Below are 15,703 nucleotides of genomic sequence, written 5' to 3' on the forward strand. Positions count from 1 at the left end.
TCAGTGCGTGTCTTCGGCTTCGATCTCGGTGCGGTCGCCGGACCACTGGGTGTGGAAGGTGCCGGGCTTGTCGATGCGCTTGTAGGTGTGCGCGCCGAAGAAGTCGCGCTGGCCCTGCACGAGCGCGGCGGGCAGGCGGTCGGCACGGATCCCGTCGTAGTACGACAGCGAGGACGAGAACGCGGGGGAGGGGATCCCGGCCTGCGCGGCGGCGACGACGACGCGGCGCCACGCGGCCTGGGCGCGGGTGAACGCCTCGGCGAAGTACGGGGCCGTCATCAGCACCGGCAGATCCGGGGTCTCGGCGTAGGCGTCCGCGATCCGGTTCAGGAACTGGGCGCGGATGATGCAGCCGCCGCGCCAGATCTTGCTGATCGCGCCGAGGTCGATGTTCCAGCCGTACTCGGCCGCGCCCGCGCGGATCTCGTCGAAGCCCTGCGAGTACGCGACGATCTTCGACGCGTACAGCGCCAGGCGCACGTCCTCGATGAACGCGGCCTCATCCGCCACGACGAACTCCTCCGCCGGGCCGGGGAGGGACCCGGCGACCGCGCGCTGCTCCGGGTGCGAGCTCAGCGAGCGGGCGAAGGTGGCCTCGGCGATGCCGGAGACCGGCACGCCCAGGGACAGCGCGGTCTGCACGGTCCAGGCGCCGGTGCCCTTGGCGCCGGCCTGGTCCAGGATGACGTCGACGAGGGGCTTGCCGGTGGAAGCGTCGACCTGACGGAGCACCTCGGCGGTGATCTCGATCAGGTACGACTCCAGCTCGCCGCGGTTCCACTCCGCGAAGATCTCCGCGATCTCGGCCGGGCTCTTGCCCGTGCCGCGGCGGATCAGGTCGTACGCCTCGGCGATGAGCTGCATGTCGGCGTACTCGATGCCGTTGTGCACCATCTTCACGAAGTGCCCGGCGCCGTCGTGGCCGACGTGCGTGACGCACGGCTCGCCCTCGGCGATCGCTGCGATGGAGCGCAGGATCGGGCCGAGCGTGACCCAGGACTCGTCGGACCCGCCCGGCATGATCGACGGACCGGTCAGCGCGCCCTCCTCGCCGCCGGAGATCCCCGCGCCGACGAAGTTGATCCCGGTGGAGCGCACCGCCTTCTCGCGGCGGATCGTGTCCGGGAAGAACGCGTTGCCGCCGTCGACGATGATGTCGCCCGGCTCGAACACCTTGACGAGCTCGTCGATCACCGCGTCGGTGCCCGCACCGGCCTTGACCATGATGATCGCCGTGCGCGGCTTCGACAGGCTCGCCGCGAACTCCTCGTACGTCGCCGCGGGGATGAAACCGGCCTCCGGGTGCGCGTCGAGCACGCCCTGCGTCTTCTCGTAGGTGCGGTTGAAGATCGCCACGGTATTGCCCTCGCGGCTCGCGAGGTTGCGGGCGAGATTCGAACCCATGACAGCGAGTCCGACGACTCCGATATTGGCGTGGGTCATGACAGCTCCTTCTCCGCCGCGAGGGCGCGGATCGCGGGCTCGGCGATACCGAGGATCCTTTCGATGCTCTGGTCGGCGTCGGCGGTGAGGCCGTTCTCCTGCGGGGAGAGCGGCTCGAGGGTGGCCAGCTGGGATTCCAGGAGGCTGAGGGGCATGAAATGCGCGGACCGCACCATCATGCGCGCGGCGAGCACGTTCCTCGTCGCCGCCAGGTGGACGAAGACCACGTTCGCGGCGTGGGCGCGGAGGATGTCGCGGTAGGCGGTACGAAGTGCAGAGCAGGCGATCACGAGGCCGGTGCTCTCGCTCTGCGCGAGTTCGCGGCCGACCGTGGCGAGCCAGGGCGCCCGATCGTCGTCGGTCAGGGGGATTCCCCGGGCCATCTTGTCGATGTTTGTGTCGGGGTGGAGGTCATCGGCGTCCTGGAATGGGATGCGCAGCCGGTCGGCCAGTGCCGCGCCGACGGTCGATTTGCCGCATCCGGAGACGCCCATCACGACGACGAGAGGCGCGTGCGCCGGCGCGCTCATCGCACACTCCTGAAGCGGAGGAGGACCTTGCTGGAGACGGTGGGATCCGCAGCGACGGCGAAAGCCTTCTTGGCGGATCGCCACGGTTCGACGTGGCTGATCACGGGTGCCACGTGCAGGGTGCCATCGGCCAGGGCGCGGATGACTTCGTCGATCTCATCGTTGAACCGGAAGCACCCGAGCAGGTCGAGCTCGCGGGCGATCGCGAGCGCGATCTGTACCGGCTGCGGCCCGCTGGGCAGCAGCCCCACCATCGCGACGACACCGCCGCGGGTCGCACCGCGGATCGCAGTATCCAGTCCCCGGTGGCTGCCGGAGGACTCGATCACGACGTCCGCGTCGATCGCCGCGACATCCGCGTCGTCGGGCTGTTTGAGGACGATGTCCGCACCGAGCTCTTTCGCGACCGCGAGGGGCCGGTCGTGCAGGTCGACGGCCGTGACGTGACGAGCCCCACGAGCCTTGAGGACGGCGATCGCGAGCAGTCCGATCGGGCCGCAGCCGACGACCAGGGCGGACTGGCCAGCGACGTCGCCGATGCGGTTGACCGCATGCCAGGCGACGCTGGCGGGTTCGATGAGCGCGGCTTCCTTGAGATCGACCTGGTTGGGCAGCACACGCAGCATCCGGGTCGGCATCGCTACACGCTGCGCGAACGCGCCGTCGCGGTGCGGGAACCGTGCCGCGGAGCCGAGGTAGCCGCCTCCGGAGATGTTCGGCCTGTCCGCGGGGTGGCGGACGTACTCCTTCGCGGGGGTGGCTGGGTGCACGGCCACGTGTGCGCCTTCGGCGGGACCTGTGCCGTCCGGGGCCGCGCGGCGCACGATGCCGACGACCTCGTGGCCGAGCACCATCGGGGCGCGCAGGATCGACTCCCCGGCGGCACCGTGCTGCCAGTAGTGGAGGTCGGATCCGCAGATGCCGCCGTAGACGATGTCGATGACGGCCTCGTTCGGGGCGGGGACGGGCTCGGGGAACTCGTCGATGCGGAGGTCGCCGGCCTTGTGGATCACGACGGCGTGCAGCGGGTTCGACATTCAGACCACCGCCGTCATTCCGCCGTCGACGAAGACGACCTGTCCCGTGACGAACCGAGAAGCGTCCGAGGCGAGCCACACGACAGCGCCGCCGACGTCCTCGGGCTCGCCCCACCGTCCCACCGGCGTGCGTCCGAGGACCCAGGCGTTGAACGTCGGGTCGTCGACGAGCGCCTGTGTCAGCTCGGTGCGGATGTAGCCGGGGGCGACGCCGTTCGCCCGGACGCCGCTGCCCGCCCACTCGGCGGTCATCGCCTTGGTGAGGTTGCGCAGGCCCCCTTTCGCGGCGGTGTACGCGCCGATCGTGGGGCGGGCCAGATCCGTCTGCACCGAGCAGATGTTCACGATCGCCCCGGCACCGCGCGCGATCATTCCCCGGGCGACGGTGCGCCCCACGAGGAACGCGCTCGTCAGATCGGTCCGGATGACCCGGTCCCAATCCTCCACGCTCACGTGCAACATCGGCTCCCGGTGCTGTACGCCCGCATTGTTCACCAGGATGTCGAGGGGTCCTTCGGCCTCGGTCGTCGCCACCCCCTCGATCACCGACTGCTCGTCCGTGACGTCGAACGCGGCCACGCTCACCGCCGCCGACCCGTACTCGTCCGCGAGTCCGGCTGCGGTCGATTCCACGCCCGCGCTGGAACGGCCGTGGACGACGACGTGCGCGCCCGCCTCGAGCAGCGAACGTGCGATGGCGAGGCCGATGCCCCGGCTGGAACCCGTCACCAGGGCGCGACGCCCGGTGAGATCGAAGGGGCTGGTCATGGTCTCTCTTCTCGTCCGATCAGTAGAACTCGACAGTGTCGACGACGTTGCGCAATGGCCGGCCGTCGAGGAATCGGGTGGCGTTCTCGGCGAACAACTCCGCGATGCGGCGGTCCTCTCGCGCATCCAGCGCCGCGGTGTGCGGGCTCACCAGCACCCGTGGATGCGCCCACAGCGGGCTGTCCTCGGGCAGCGGCTCCACCTCGAACACGTCCAGCGCGGCGAATCCGACGACGTCGCGGTTCAGGGCGTCGAGCAGCGCGCTCTCATCGATGACCGTGCCTCGGCCGACGTTCACGACCGTCGCGCCCTGCTTCAGCACGGACAGGAACTCCCGCCCGATCAGGTGATACGTGGCGTCCGTGCCGGGCAGCGTGGTCACGACCGCATCCACGTGCGGGAGTACCTCCGTCGCCGCATCCGGATGGATCGTGCGCGCGACGCCCGGGACCGCTGCCCCACGGCGCGACGTGCCGATGACCGTGACGCCGAGCGCGGACAGCTTCGCCGCCACCATGGCGCCAATCCCGCCCAACCCGAGCACCAGCACGGTCTGGTCGGACACCTGCCCCATCATCCAGCGCCCGCTCCACACCCGCTCCCGCTGCTGCTCCAGCAACCGAGGCAGATGCTTCGCGCCCGCGAACACTCCGAACACGGCGAACTCCGCCAGCGCGTCTCCATGCACACCCGCCGACGTCGTGAACACGACGCGCTCCAGCTCGGCCGCCGTCAGTTGCGCGCCACGCACCTGACCACCACCCCCCGCAGCCATCGTGTGCACCCACCGCAACCGCGGATTCGCGCGCACCACCCGGGCCAGCGCACCCGGATCCACATCCGGGATGCCGTACAGCACGTCCGCGGTAACCAACAGCTCCTCATACGCGGCCTGCTGCTCGGACGTGCGCCGGAACGACGGATCCCCCGAGAAGTCCGCCGGATGCCGCATCGGCGGAAGCAGCGACTGATCCACGGCCAGATCGATCCGCGGCTCGAGGACTGTGAGCAGCTCGCACAGCTCGGGAGCCAGCGGCGCAGCCACCGCCACCCGCAGCCGCCCGGTCATCGGAGGGCTCCGACGGCCTCGGCGATCGCGTCGATCGCCTCGGTGATCGTATCGATGTCGGTCGCGAACGAGATCCGGAAGAACGGCGACTGCCCGTAGGCGGAGCCCTGGATGACGGCGACGCCGACGTGGTCCAGGAGGTACAGCGTCACGTCCTGATCGTTCTCGAGGATACGGTCGTCCGGAGTGCTCCTGCCGATGAGTCCTGCGCAGTCGACGTAGAGGTAGAAGGCGCCGTCGGGAACGAGAGGGGTCACGCCGTCGATGGCTGCGAGGCCGGCCACGGCGGCGTCGCGGCGCGCCCGGTACACGGGAACGGATTCGGCGATGAAGTCCTGCGGTCCCTGCAGCGCTGCGGCGGCGGCCGCCTGGCTGATCGACGACGGGCAGGACGAGGTCTGGGACTGCAGCGTGTTGATCGCACCGATCAGCGCGGAATCGCCCGCCGCGTAGCCGAGGCGCCATCCGGTCATCGCATACGACTTGGAGACGCCCGACACCACGAGCACGCGGTGGCGCAGGTCCGGGGCGACGGCCGCGAGGCTCGGAGCAGGCGAGCCGGTGAACGAGATCTCGCTGTAGATCTCGTCGGAGAGCACGGAGACCCCCGGATGCCGGCGCAGCACGTCAGCCAGCGCCGAGAGCTCCTCGGCGGTGTAGATCGCGCCGCTCGGATTTCCCGGGCTGTTCAGGATCAGCCAGGTCGTGCGGTCTGTGATGGCGGCCTCGAGCTGCTCCGGCGTGAGTTTGTATCCTGACTCCGCGGTGGTCGGGACGATCACGGGAGTGCCCTCGTTCGCGCGCACCATGTCGGGGTAGGAGACCCAGTAGGGAGCCGGGATCAGCACGTCGTCGCCGACGTCCACCGTGGCCATCAGGGCGAGGAAGATGACCTGCTTGCCTCCGCCGCCGACGGTGATCTCGGCGTCCGAGTACTCGATGCCGTGGGTGCGCTGCAGCGAGCCTCGAATCGCCTGTCGCAGCCGCGGGGTGCCGTTCACGGGGGTGTACTTGGTCTCCCCCGCCCGGATCGCGGCGATCGCCGCTTCCTTGATGCGCTCCGGGGTGTCGAAATCCGGCTCCCCGACCGTGAGATCGAGGATGCGACGTCCAGCTGCCTTCAGCTCTCGTACGCGTGCGGCTGCGGCGGTGCTCGGTGACGGCTTGATGCGGCCGAGTCGCGCCGCCGGGCGGAAGGAAGATGCCGGGGTGTCGCTCACGACGCGTCCTCGATGTCGGTGGTCAGACCCTTGGCCTTCAGCACCTCGGTGAGATTGCACAGCTCGATGGTGGTTCCGCCGGCCCAGTACTTCTTGATCAGCTCGGCCTCGTGCGCATCGCGTGCCGCGGAGAGTTCGGCGGCCGCGCTGACCTCCTCCCGCCGCACCACGACCACGCCGTCGGCATCGCCCTTGACGATGTCGCCCGGCCGGATGTACTCGCCGCCGAACACCACCGGCTGGTTGAGCGCCCCCAGCGTCTCCTTCACTGTGCCCTTGATCGAGACGCTCCCGGAGAACACCGGAAGACCGAGCTCGCGCAGCTCCTGCGTGTCGCGGACCCCGGAGTCGGTGACGAGAGCGGCGATCCCCTTCGCCTTGCACGCGTTGCCGAGTACGTCGCCGAACATCCCGGCCTCGGCGAACCCGCCGGCGGCGACGATCAGCACGTCGCCGGGCTGCGCGTAGTGGATCGCTACCTGGAGCATGAGATTGTCGCGCGGCGCACAGACGACCGTGAACGCGGATCCGATGAATGAGGTGTCCCGGTCGATCGGCTTGATGTTCGAGTCGAGCGCGCCGTGACGGCCCTGCGCCTCGTGGATGGTTGCGGCGCTGAACGCGCCGAGACGTGCGATGTCGGACGCGTCGGCCCGCTCGATCCTGGTGGTGACGTGAACCATGAGGTGTCCTTTACTCGGCGTCCTGCGCCCGGCGGTCGAAGGTGAGACCGCCGGGCACCTGGAAGGTGGGCATGAGCTCGATGAGCCCGACGTTGACGTGGACGGGAGCGTCCACGGCGAATGCGATGGCCGCGACGATGTCATCGACCGTGAGCGACTCGTATCCCTCGTAGAACTCGGCCCAGGCGGCGGCGTCCGTCTCCGGGGTGCCGCCGAGATTGCGCGAGAAGATCTCGGTCTCGATGCGCCCGGGGCTGAGCTCCGTGACCCGGACCCGCTTTCCGAGCGCATCGTTGCGCAACTGGCGGGAGAGCTGGTGCACCGCGGCCTTCGTCGCGTGATACGCGGTGTGGCCGAAGAAGTTGTAATGCCCTGCGATCGAGGAGATGTTGAGCACGTGACCTCGATCGCGCAGCACCATTCCCGGGTAGAGGAGGCGGAGGATCTGCATCACCGCGGTGAGGTTCACCTCGATGAGATCGTCCAGATCTTCGGCCGACGAGCTCAGGATGTTCCCCGCGCGACTCACCCCGGCGCTGTTGAGCACGATGTCCGCCTCAACACCTTCGAGCTCGCGGGTGAGGGCTGCCGTGTCGCGCACGTCGAGCGCGTGGGTGATCACGCCCTTCTCCGCGAGCGCCGCGAGGCGCGACTCGTCACGGGCGATGGCGTGAACGGTGAGCCCCTTCTCGAGGAAGAGGTCGATCGCACCACGGCCCACGCCGCTCGTCGCGCCAGTGACGACCGCGACACGGTAGTCGGAGAAAGTCATGAAAGGGTCCTTCCGGTGGTGGCGGTTGAGAGGGCGTCCAGCGCCGTGAACACGGACCGGACCTGAAGTCGGAGAGCGTCGAGCTCGACGCGGTCGGCGCGCGCTCGTGCGGCGGCGTCCGCCGCGGAGACGCGCCGGAAGCGCAGTCGCTGCCCCGGACGCACCTGGGCGAGAGTGTCGAGCGACCGAGAGGTCACGACGGCGAGCACGGGATAGCCCGCGGTCACACCACGGCCGCGATGCAGCACGAGGAGCTCATCCCCCGGCGGCACCTCGACCGCGCCGACGGGCACGCCCCGGGAGAGCACCTCGCCCCTCGCGACGCGCTCGGGCAGCGGCCCGGTCATCCGCAGACCGATGTGATTGCTCGTCGGCGTGACGAGGTACGGCTGCGCGAAAAGGCGATCGGCCGTGCCCGCGAAGTCGTCGATGTCGGGCCCGTCCGTGACGTCGACGACGAAGCCCGCCGGCCGGCGTGGCACATCGAGGCAGTACAGCTCGCAGGTGAAGTGGTCGTTGAAGATCGGCGCGGTCGACCGCCGCACGGCGATCGCCGCGGCGTTCGCGACGCGTCCGCCGAATCCGAGGACGGAGTCGGGAGCGCAGCTTCCGAGGAGGCGCGGCACCTCGAACGACCCGCGGACGGCGAGATAGGCGCGCAGCCCGCCCTGGATATGCCGCAGGGCGACGGTCTGCCCCGCGCGAACGGACACCGGCTGGTTCGACGGACGGGTGACATCGTCCACGGTCAGATCGCCGTCCGCTCCGGCGACGGCGAGGAGTACGTCGACATCGGGGACGAACTCGACGTCAAGGGCCGTGATCTCCAGAAGCGGATCCTCATCGGCGTTCCCGACCAGGATGTTCGCGATACGCGCCGACCGCTGGTCGAGCGCGCCGTTCACCGGCACACCGTAGCGCGGCCCCCGCCGGCGCCCGAGGTCGGTGACCTGGGTGGCGCCGGCTTCGATGAACGTGATCGTTCCGGCGCTCATCGTGCCACCATCCGGGTTCCCCGCAGTGCTTCGTACTCGTCCCGGTCGATCGGACGGAAGCGGATCAGGTCACCGGGTTCGTAAGGCACGAAGGGCTCGGCCTCGAGGTCGAGCACCGTCAGCGGAGTCCTGCCGATCAGCGACCAGCCGCCGGGAGCGGCCGCGGGCGTGATCGTCGCCTGCCGACCCGCGACCGAGACGACCCCCTGGGGCACGTGAGGACGCGGGCTCGCCAGGCGGGGCACTGGATGCGGGAACGGCGGGCCGTCGAGCATGGGTGATCCACCCGGCGCGCCGAGGCAGCGCACGACATAGGTCGGCTCGCTGTGCAGGCGGACGATCTCCGCGGCGCTCAGCCCCTGCGCGCCGGCGACGTCCAGCAGGTCGAGTTCGCCGTCCAGATCGTAGAGCACCGGGACGTCGAAGGTGCGCGGGGCGTCGGTGAGGGGCAGGTCGATGTCCAGCCCCTCGATCACATGAGCGAGGTAGTCGCGGAGGGCGTCGAGTGAGACGTCCGTCGGCTCGATCTCGATCAGCGCCGCGTCGTAGGTCGGTATGACGCATTCGACGCCGGGCACGTGGGACGAGTCGACGAACCGGGCCAGGTGGTGAACGAGCCGCCAGCCGGCTTCGCGGTCGGCCAGGGTGCTCGCCACGCGCAGAGCGGAGTTCCCGCTGGGCGAGATCACGACGGACGCGTTCGACATGCTGATCACTCCAGCCAGTCGGCGAGCGGGGCGATCACGACGCCCGCGGCCTCGAGGCCATCGCGGATCTGCTGCGCGATGGCCAGCGCGCCGGCGGTGTCGCCGTGCACCAGCACGGTGTCGCAGACGACGGGAATCGAAACGCCGTTGCGGCTCTCGATGACGCCATCCACGACCATCCGCACGGTGCGCCGCCGGATCTCCTCAGCGTCATGGATCACGGCGCCGGGCTCGGTCCGGCGCACCAGGGTGCCGTCGTCCTCGTAGGCTCTGTCGGCGATGCCGACGATGCCGACCCGAAGGCCCGCGGCCCTGGCAGCGTCGGCGAGCTTGCCGTCCTGGGCGAGGACGATGAGCTCGGGGTCGAGCCGCCGGGCGGCGGTGGCGACGGCCTCCGCGTAGTCCTCGCGGACGGCGACCAGATTGCCCAGCCGTCCGTGCGGCGCGAGATGGGCGACCTTCGCGCCATGGAAGGCGGCGAGCGCCCGCAGCGCCCCGAACTGGTAGAGCACGTCCGTGCGGACCTCTTCCGCCGTCAGGCCCATGTCTCGGCGGCCGAACCCCTGCAGGTCGGGAAAGGAGGGGTGAGCGCCGATGCCGACGCCGCGCTGCACGCAGGCGCGGACCGTCTCGTCCATGATCTGCGGGTCGCCGGCGTGGAATCCGCAGGCGATGTTCGCGGACGTGAGGATGTCCAGCAATGCGGCGTCGTCGCCCATCCGCCACGGACCGAAGCCTTCGCCGAGATCTGCGACCAGATCGATCTTGCGGGTCATCGTGCAGCTCCTCTCGTCATCGTGATCGCGCTGTCAGGGATCAGGCTAGGACGACCGGCACTCTTCGATGCCATTACGTGCCCATCTCGTGCCAGATCTCCTCGGTATGACCTGATTTTTCAAGGTCAGTATCCGAGACAATGGCAAATTTCATGCCACTTCGATATCCTGGGTACACGCTTCTCCCTGGGGAGGAGCGTGACCCCGCCCGGCAGACACGTCGCCTCAGGAGGCATCCCGCATGGTCGTCCCCGCTCGCCGCGTCCAGCGCAGAGTCACACTCAGCGAGATCGCAGAAGCATGCGGAGTGGCTCCGTCCACCGTGTCCCGCGCATTGTCCAACCCGAACCGCGTGAGCCCCGCGATGTACGAGCGCATCACCAGCAAGGCGCAGGAAATGGGCTACACCTCGGCGCTCCTGCCGGCCGCCGACAACCGGCTCGCCCGAGGGACGATCGCTCTCGTCGTGCCCAATCTCACCAACCCGTTCAACCTCGACGTGATCCGGGGCGCACAGTCTCAGATCCGGGCGGCGAGCTACCTGCACCTCCTCGTGAGCACGGAGGAGTCACTGCCGATGGAGGAGCAGTGGCTTCGCGAGATGTCGCGGACCGTCGACGGCATCGTCGTCTCCTCTCCCCGGATCGATGACGAGGTGCTGCGTGCGGTCGCCCAGGTCGTGCCGACCGTCGTGATCAACCGGGCGGCCCCGGGACTTTCGGGTGTCGTGATCGACACCCCCGCGGGACTGGGACAGGCCGTGCACTATCTGAACTCCCTGGGCCATACCCGCATCGCGTACGTCCGAGGTCCGCACGGATCGTGGACGGACAGAACGCGCTTCGACGCGATCTCCGCCGCCGCGAGCGAGCGGGACATCGAGATCGTCGCTGTCGGTCGGTACCAGCCGACGCTGGCCAACGGCGCAGCCGCCGCCGACGCCGTTGTGCTCACGCACGCCACCGCCTGCATCTTCTTCAACGACGTGCTGGCGATCGGTGCGCTGGACCGCTTCCACCAGCTGGGAGTGTCGATCCCGGACGACCTCAGTGTCGTCGGCTGCGACGACATCTTCGGCTCGTCGTTCTCACACCCGCCGCTCACCACCGTCACTTCTCCCGGCGAGAGCGCCGGCCGCGCGTCCGTCGACATGCTCATCGGCAGGTTCGCAACGCGGGATCGCTCGGACCGCATCGACCACATCTCGGCGCACCTCACCGTCCGGGCGTCGACCGGGCCCCGCAGAGACGGCTGAACCCCGGACCTCGACCGGGGCCCGGGGTTCCGCAGACGACGTCTCTAGACCGTCGTCGGCAACTCGATCGCCGCGGTGACGACCTCCCTCTCGCGCTCGCTCTGCTGCAGCTCATCGATCTCGTCCAGCGTGTACCGGCGCGTCTCCTTCGCCGTCAGCGCCGCGATCGCTGCGATCACCGTGATGGCGAGCGCGAACATCGCCGGGCCGAACCAGTTCTGGAGGTTGCTGCCCGCGAGCGCCGCGGAGATGACAGGAGCGACACCGCCCGCGATCGCGAAGCCGATCTGGGTGCCGACCGTGAGCCCCGAAGCGCGGACGCGGTTCGGGAACATCTCCGCGAAGAATGCGGGCCACGCCGCGTTGACGGTCGAGTAGAAGAACGCCTTGCACAGGATGCCCAGTGCGAAGATCAGCGGCCAGTTGCCCGTCGTGATCGACCACAGGTACGGCATCATCAGGGCCCCCGCTCCGACGGCGCCGATGAGGAACACCGTCTTGCGGCCGATCAGGTCGGAGAGCAGTCCCGCGAGCGGTGTGAACAGGAAGGCGATCATGCTCGTGATGACGCCGACCCACAGGATCGTCGGCTTGTCCAAGTGGTAGCCGGTGGTGGCAAACGCAACCGAGAAGCTGTCGAACACGTAGCTCACGCCGGCGATCAGCGCGCACGCCGCGACCCGGATGATCGCGACCCAGTGGAACCGGAGCGCCTGCGTGAGCGGCGCGATCCGCACCTTGACGGCCTGCGTCTCGAGGAAGACGGGCGGCTCCTGAAGCCGGCGGCGGATGATGTAGGCGGCCACGACGACCACGGCCGAGAGCCAGAACGGCACGCGCCAGGCCCAGCCGAGGAGCTGCTCCTGCGGGAGCGCCGCAAACGGGATGAACACACCCGTCGCGAGCAGACCGCCGGATGCGGAGCCGCTCGTCGTGAAGCTCGTGATGAACCCCCGGCGCTTCTCGGGCGCGTGCTCCAGGCTCATGGTGATCGCGCTGCCCTGTTCGCCGGAGACGCAGAGTCCCTGGATCACGCGGATCACGACCAGCAGGATCGGCGCGAGCGCGCCCACCTGGCTGTACGTCGGCAGGCAGCCGATCAGGAAGGTGCAGCCGCCGATGCCGAACAGCGTCAGCATCATGACGAACTTGCGACCGAACCTGTCGGCGAGCGGCCCGAGGACGAGCGCACCCAGAGGCCGCACCGCGTAACCGACGGCCAGCGTGACCATCGCGAGCAGCGTGCTGATGCCCGGGTTCAGATCCTTCGAGAAGAAGAGCACGTTCAGGACCAGCGCCGACGCCGTGCCGTACACGGCGAAGTCGTAGTACTCCAGCGTGGTGCCGACCCAGGACGCGATCGCCGCTTTCGCGGGCGTCTTGCGGTGAGTCTCAGGTTTGGTCATTTTCGCCTCCGTTGGCGGGGTCTCAAGCAGGACGGTGTCGGATGGGGCTCACCAGGCTCGGGGTATGAAGTCCTGTGCGTGTGCGGGAGAGGACGGGGGATCCGTCTGCTCGAACTGTAGGAATCGACATCTACGAGCGGCAAGCTTCGTGCCACTCCTGTGCCAACAATTCCCGCTTGTCCCGTGCAAAATCTAATGTGAAGGATCCACCGGCGGTTCACCGTGCCATAGATATTGCCAATCTAAGGCGTTTTGCATTCCGTCGTCCGCCGAACACGAGTCGCCAGAGACAAGGGATTTTGAGCCCGCCGCGGCGACGTCATCGGCGCCTCACTCACACACACTTGGGACGTGTGCTTCAAACTCGATCACGGTGCGCGATGCTCGGCCTGCCTGTGAGGGATGAGCCGTGCTGAGCCTGTTGATCCCCGTGTCCGCCTCGCGGATCGCGCAGTGGCCGCCGGACGCGTCCCGCGGGGCGGTGACCACTTCTGCGCGGAACACGAGATCTCACGGAAGACGTTCTACACGATCCGTAACCGGGCCCTCGTCGAGGGCAGGCTGCCGCGCTCGAGCGGCGTACCGGCGGGAAGCCATACAAGCCGACCGCTCAGGGGAAGAACGAGAGATCCCGCCAGACATTGTTCCGCTACCTCGATAAGCAGCCCATCGCCCGCAATCTGCGCGAGCTGCGGGCGCAGGTCGACGCGTGCCACCACATCTACAACACCGAGCGCGGCCATCAGGCGCTACCCGTCCGGATCGCGCCCGTTGCAGGCCTGGCTGGCGACGCCGAAGGCCGAGCCGCCCGGGCGCCGGCCGAACACCCGGAAACCGAACAAGCCGCTCCCGCCAGCGCCGTCGCCTAACGGTCGCGTGCTCAACGGGATCCGGGTCACGACCGTCCACCCGAACGGATCGATCACGGCCCGCGGCGTTCTCTTCACCGTCAGCTACCCGATGCGCGGGAAGGACGTCTATGTCGTCTACGAAGCCGCCGGGATCATGGTCTTCGACAACCACGGCACCCTCATCGTCGAGCACGGCATCCTCGATCAAAAGCCGAAACCAAACCCCAGGCCGATTCATACAACTCCTCGCACGGGAGCCCCGCGATCGCCGGGAGCACGGTCGCCCCGACAGTGCCATCCTGGTTGTAGTACGACTGCGTCGCATACGTGGTGCCACCGAACGCCGGCGCCCCCGCCGGGATACTCACCGTCGATCCGGTCGGCCGGTACCCGTCGCCGTAGCTGACCTCCGCGCGGTTTGCCGACGACATACCCCCGCAGCCGACTGCCGGCGGTGACTGGCGAAGAAGACCGCCGTCGAAAAGAAAAATCCCCGGATAACCGGGGATTTGTGGCGGAGACGGAGGGATTTGAACCCTCGGTCCCCTTGCGAGGACTCCACCTTAGCAGGGTGGTGCACTAGGCCTGACTATGCGACGTCTCCAGATGCCCGGCGAGCCGAACACCAGGGACCATCCTAACGGGTCGGCGGTGGCGGCGCGAACCGGCGGCAGCCCGAGGCGGCCGCCGACACACCCGTCCCGTGTCAGCCCTTGTAGCCGTTGCCGTTCGAGCAGGTCGCCTGCGCGGCGGACTGGCCCTGGATGTTCTTGGGCAGGGCGACCGCGGTGGGCGCGGGGCTCGCTGTCGCGTCCGGAGTCGGCGTGCTCGCCTGAGCCGGCGCACCCGGCGCCGGCGTCGCGGAGACCACCGCGTCGCTGCGCTGCCCGGTGACCTGGATCTCCTCGTTCGCCGAGAGCGCGGCCCAGAGCTTGTCGGCGCTGGCGCGGTCCGGGACGACCTTGTTCGGGTTGTCGGGATCCGTCAGCACCGGGTACGAGACGAAGTTGATGTCGTTGAGCGGAACGCTCTTGATCGCGAGGGCGACCTGCACGAGCAGGGTCGGGCTGGTCAGGCTGGCGCTGGGCGTGATGCTCGACAGGGTCGTGTGCGCGAGCTTGAGCAGCGTGGCCGGGTTGCCGAGCACGTCGCTCGAGACCATCTTGCGGGTCAGCGACGACATGTACACCTGCTGGTTGCTGCCGCGGCCGAGGTCGCTGCCGTCGCCGACGCCGTGACGCGTGCGGAGGAACTGCAGGGCCTCGTAGCCCTTCAGGGTGTGCGTTCCCGGCGCGAGCTTCAGGGCCGTGTCGGGATCGGTGATGCCGTTCGCGACGCAGACGTCGACGCCGCCGATCGCGTTCGTGATGTCGATCACGCCACCCCAGGTCACCTTCGCGGCGAACTGGATGTCGAGGCCGGAGATCTCGTGGACCGTCCGCACGACGCAGTTCAGGCCGCCGGTGTCGAGCGTGACGTTCAGCGGCTGCTTGGTCATCGCGCTGGTCGGGTTGCCGTGCTCGTCGGTGCACGACGGGATCGGGACCATCAGGTCGCGGGGGAACGTGATGACCGTGACGCGGCGGGGGGCGTCGGAGATGTGCAGCAGGATGTTCGTGTCGTTGCGCTCGCCCTCGTTGCCCGGGTCAGAGCAGCGGTCGCCGAACTGCGCCGAGTACTTCGCCTCGCAGGCGTCGCTGCCCACGACGAGCATGTTGACACCGCCCTTGAGCGCCCCGATGTCCGGCGGGACGGACTCCTGCCCGTCCAGTGCGACGGCGTTCGCGGTGAACGTCTGGCTGAGGTCGTACGCAACGTATCCGACGACGGCGATCCCGGCGATGAGCACCACCGACACCGTGACGCCGAGCATCTTCAGCAGCTGGGTCCATGCGGTCGGACGGCGCAGCTGGCCGTGCTCGGCGACCAGGCGCCGGGATCGGGACGTCACGCTCACACCGTGCCTTTCACGAATTTGCGGAGAGTGTGGGATTCGAACCCACGGGACATTGCTGCCCACTGGTTTTCAAGACCAGGTCCTTCGGCCGCTCGGACAACTCTCCTCGGCGCGCACGAGCGCTCCGATCAGGCGTCGAGTCTAGTAGAGAACCCGGATGCGCCCGCGCGGACGCCCCTCCATTCTCCCCGGACACGCCTGGAGAGGTCCTGGACGCCCCGGTTTCCGCCTGAT

15 protein-coding genes, 2 tRNA genes and 1 pseudogene are annotated in these 15,703 nt (G+C 68.8%); 3 read left to right on the forward strand and 15 right to left on the reverse strand.

Annotation, left to right across the window (positions count from 1 at the left end):
- Genes gndA through RBR11_RS14640 form a run of 11 tightly spaced genes read right to left on the reverse strand, consistent with a single transcriptional unit; the run spans position 1 to position 10,000 of the window.
- Positions 1 to 1,443, reverse strand: coding sequence for an NADP-dependent phosphogluconate dehydrogenase (gene gndA, locus RBR11_RS14590; protein ID WP_308490103.1), 1,443 nt, complete (start codon positions 1,441 to 1,443; stop codon positions 1 to 3).
- On the reverse strand, positions 1,440 to 1,973 hold the full coding sequence (locus RBR11_RS14595; RefSeq protein WP_308490104.1) for a gluconokinase: 534 nt from the start codon (positions 1,971 to 1,973) through the stop codon (positions 1,440 to 1,442). The genes gndA and RBR11_RS14595 overlap by 4 nt, the downstream gene beginning before the upstream one ends.
- Positions 1,970 to 3,010 (reverse strand): L-idonate 5-dehydrogenase, encoded by a 1,041-nt coding sequence (locus RBR11_RS14600; RefSeq protein WP_308490105.1) that lies wholly within the window; start codon positions 3,008 to 3,010, stop codon positions 1,970 to 1,972. Before RBR11_RS14600 ends, RBR11_RS14595 begins: the two co-directional genes overlap by 4 nt.
- The gene (locus RBR11_RS14605) at positions 3,011 to 3,778 is read right to left on the reverse strand and encodes a glucose 1-dehydrogenase (protein WP_308490106.1); all 768 of its coding nucleotides are present in this window, start codon (positions 3,776 to 3,778) and stop codon (positions 3,011 to 3,013) included. It abuts the gene before it with no gap.
- A gap of 19 nt (positions 3,779 to 3,797) precedes the next feature.
- Positions 3,798 to 4,847 carry a D-2-hydroxyacid dehydrogenase gene (locus RBR11_RS14610; protein ID WP_308490107.1) on the reverse strand — a complete coding sequence of 350 codons (1,050 nt, stop codon included), beginning with the start codon at positions 4,845 to 4,847 and terminating at the stop codon, positions 3,798 to 3,800.
- A complete protein-coding gene (locus RBR11_RS14615; protein ID WP_308490108.1) occupies positions 4,844 to 6,067 on the reverse strand; it encodes an aspartate transaminase in 1,224 nt (407 codons plus the stop codon). Before RBR11_RS14615 ends, RBR11_RS14610 begins: the two co-directional genes overlap by 4 nt.
- Positions 6,064 to 6,750, reverse strand: a complete 687-nt coding sequence (locus tag RBR11_RS14620; RefSeq protein WP_308490109.1) for a 4-carboxy-4-hydroxy-2-oxoadipate aldolase/oxaloacetate decarboxylase — start codon at positions 6,748 to 6,750, stop codon at positions 6,064 to 6,066. The genes RBR11_RS14615 and RBR11_RS14620 overlap by 4 nt, the downstream gene beginning before the upstream one ends.
- A 10-nt stretch (positions 6,751 to 6,760) precedes the next feature.
- Positions 6,761 to 7,522: an SDR family oxidoreductase gene (locus RBR11_RS14625; protein WP_308490110.1), complete on the reverse strand. Its 762-nt coding sequence runs from the start codon at positions 7,520 to 7,522 to the stop codon at positions 6,761 to 6,763.
- Entirely contained in the window at positions 7,519 to 8,517 is a 999-nt protein-coding gene (locus RBR11_RS14630) for a 5-oxoprolinase subunit C family protein (RefSeq protein ID WP_308490111.1), read from the reverse strand. Before RBR11_RS14630 ends, RBR11_RS14625 begins: the two co-directional genes overlap by 4 nt.
- On the reverse strand, positions 8,514 to 9,224 hold the full coding sequence (locus RBR11_RS14635; protein WP_308490112.1) for a 5-oxoprolinase subunit B family protein: 711 nt from the start codon (positions 9,222 to 9,224) through the stop codon (positions 8,514 to 8,516). Before RBR11_RS14635 ends, RBR11_RS14630 begins: the two co-directional genes overlap by 4 nt.
- Before the next feature lie 5 nt (positions 9,225 to 9,229).
- On the reverse strand, positions 9,230 to 10,000 hold the full coding sequence (locus tag RBR11_RS14640; protein WP_308490113.1) for a LamB/YcsF family protein: 771 nt from the start codon (positions 9,998 to 10,000) through the stop codon (positions 9,230 to 9,232).
- A gap of 241 nt (positions 10,001 to 10,241) precedes the next feature.
- On the opposite strand from RBR11_RS14640, the gene RBR11_RS14645 reads away from it, so the two are divergent.
- On the forward strand, positions 10,242 to 11,255 hold the full coding sequence (locus RBR11_RS14645; RefSeq protein WP_308490114.1) for a LacI family DNA-binding transcriptional regulator: 1,014 nt from the start codon (positions 10,242 to 10,244) through the stop codon (positions 11,253 to 11,255).
- Positions 11,256 to 11,299: 44 nt separating this feature from the next.
- Here the strand turns inward: RBR11_RS14645 and RBR11_RS14650 are convergent, their stop codons facing one another.
- Positions 11,300 to 12,661 carry an MFS transporter gene (locus RBR11_RS14650; RefSeq protein WP_308490115.1) on the reverse strand — a complete coding sequence of 454 codons (1,362 nt, stop codon included), beginning with the start codon at positions 12,659 to 12,661 and terminating at the stop codon, positions 11,300 to 11,302.
- A gap of 402 nt (positions 12,662 to 13,063) precedes the next feature.
- Here RBR11_RS14650 and RBR11_RS18410 point away from each other — a divergent pair.
- Together RBR11_RS18410 and RBR11_RS18415 are read left to right on the forward strand one after the other, a co-directional pair.
- Positions 13,064 to 13,272 (forward strand): annotated as a pseudogene (locus tag RBR11_RS18410) (hypothetical protein); the annotation flags it as partial.
- A gap of 30 nt (positions 13,273 to 13,302) precedes the next feature.
- The gene (locus tag RBR11_RS18415) at positions 13,303 to 13,530 is read left to right on the forward strand and encodes an integrase core domain-containing protein (protein WP_373889804.1); all 228 of its coding nucleotides are present in this window, start codon (positions 13,303 to 13,305) and stop codon (positions 13,528 to 13,530) included.
- Positions 13,531 to 14,024: 494 nt separating this feature from the next.
- On the opposite strand, the gene RBR11_RS14660 is transcribed toward RBR11_RS18415, so the two are convergent.
- The 3 genes from RBR11_RS14660 to RBR11_RS14670 form a co-directional block, all read right to left on the reverse strand.
- Positions 14,025 to 14,116, reverse strand: a tRNA-Ser gene (locus tag RBR11_RS14660).
- 102 nt (positions 14,117 to 14,218) lie between these two features.
- Positions 14,219 to 15,463, reverse strand: a complete 1,245-nt coding sequence (locus RBR11_RS14665; RefSeq protein WP_308490116.1) for an LCP family protein — start codon at positions 15,461 to 15,463, stop codon at positions 14,219 to 14,221.
- A 27-nt stretch (positions 15,464 to 15,490) separates the two neighbouring features.
- Positions 15,491 to 15,575, reverse strand: a tRNA-Ser gene (locus RBR11_RS14670).
- Positions 15,576 to 15,703: the final 128 nt, after the last annotated feature.

Origin of the sequence: Microbacterium capsulatum, assembly GCF_030865425.1 — a bacterium.
Lineage (GTDB): Bacteria > Actinomycetota > Actinomycetes > Actinomycetales > Microbacteriaceae > Microbacterium > Microbacterium capsulatum.

Coding starts and splice junctions, on each gene's coding strand:
- gndA (WP_308490103.1), bottom strand. CDS start 1,443: ATGACCCACGCCAATATCGGAGTCGTCGGACTCGCTGTCATGGGTTCG.
- RBR11_RS14595 (WP_308490104.1), bottom strand. CDS start 1,973: ATGAGCGCGCCGGCGCACGCGCCTCTCGTCGTCGTGATGGGCGTCTCC.
- RBR11_RS14600 (WP_308490105.1), bottom strand. CDS start 3,010: ATGTCGAACCCGCTGCACGCCGTCGTGATCCACAAGGCCGGCGACCTC.
- RBR11_RS14605 (WP_308490106.1), bottom strand. CDS start 3,778: ATGACCAGCCCCTTCGATCTCACCGGGCGTCGCGCCCTGGTGACGGGT.
- RBR11_RS14610 (WP_308490107.1), bottom strand. CDS start 4,847: ATGACCGGGCGGCTGCGGGTGGCGGTGGCTGCGCCGCTGGCTCCCGAG.
- RBR11_RS14620 (WP_308490109.1), bottom strand. CDS start 6,750: ATGGTTCACGTCACCACCAGGATCGAGCGGGCCGACGCGTCCGACATC.
- RBR11_RS14625 (WP_308490110.1), bottom strand. CDS start 7,522: ATGACTTTCTCCGACTACCGTGTCGCGGTCGTCACTGGCGCGACGAGC.
- RBR11_RS14630 (WP_308490111.1), bottom strand. CDS start 8,517: ATGAGCGCCGGAACGATCACGTTCATCGAAGCCGGCGCCACCCAGGTC.
- RBR11_RS14635 (WP_308490112.1), bottom strand. CDS start 9,224: ATGTCGAACGCGTCCGTCGTGATCTCGCCCAGCGGGAACTCCGCTCTG.
- RBR11_RS14640 (WP_308490113.1), bottom strand. CDS start 10,000: ATGACCCGCAAGATCGATCTGGTCGCAGATCTCGGCGAAGGCTTCGGT.
- RBR11_RS14645 (WP_308490114.1), top strand. CDS start 10,242: ATGGTCGTCCCCGCTCGCCGCGTCCAGCGCAGAGTCACACTCAGCGAG.
- RBR11_RS14650 (WP_308490115.1), bottom strand. CDS start 12,661: ATGACCAAACCTGAGACTCACCGCAAGACGCCCGCGAAAGCGGCGATC.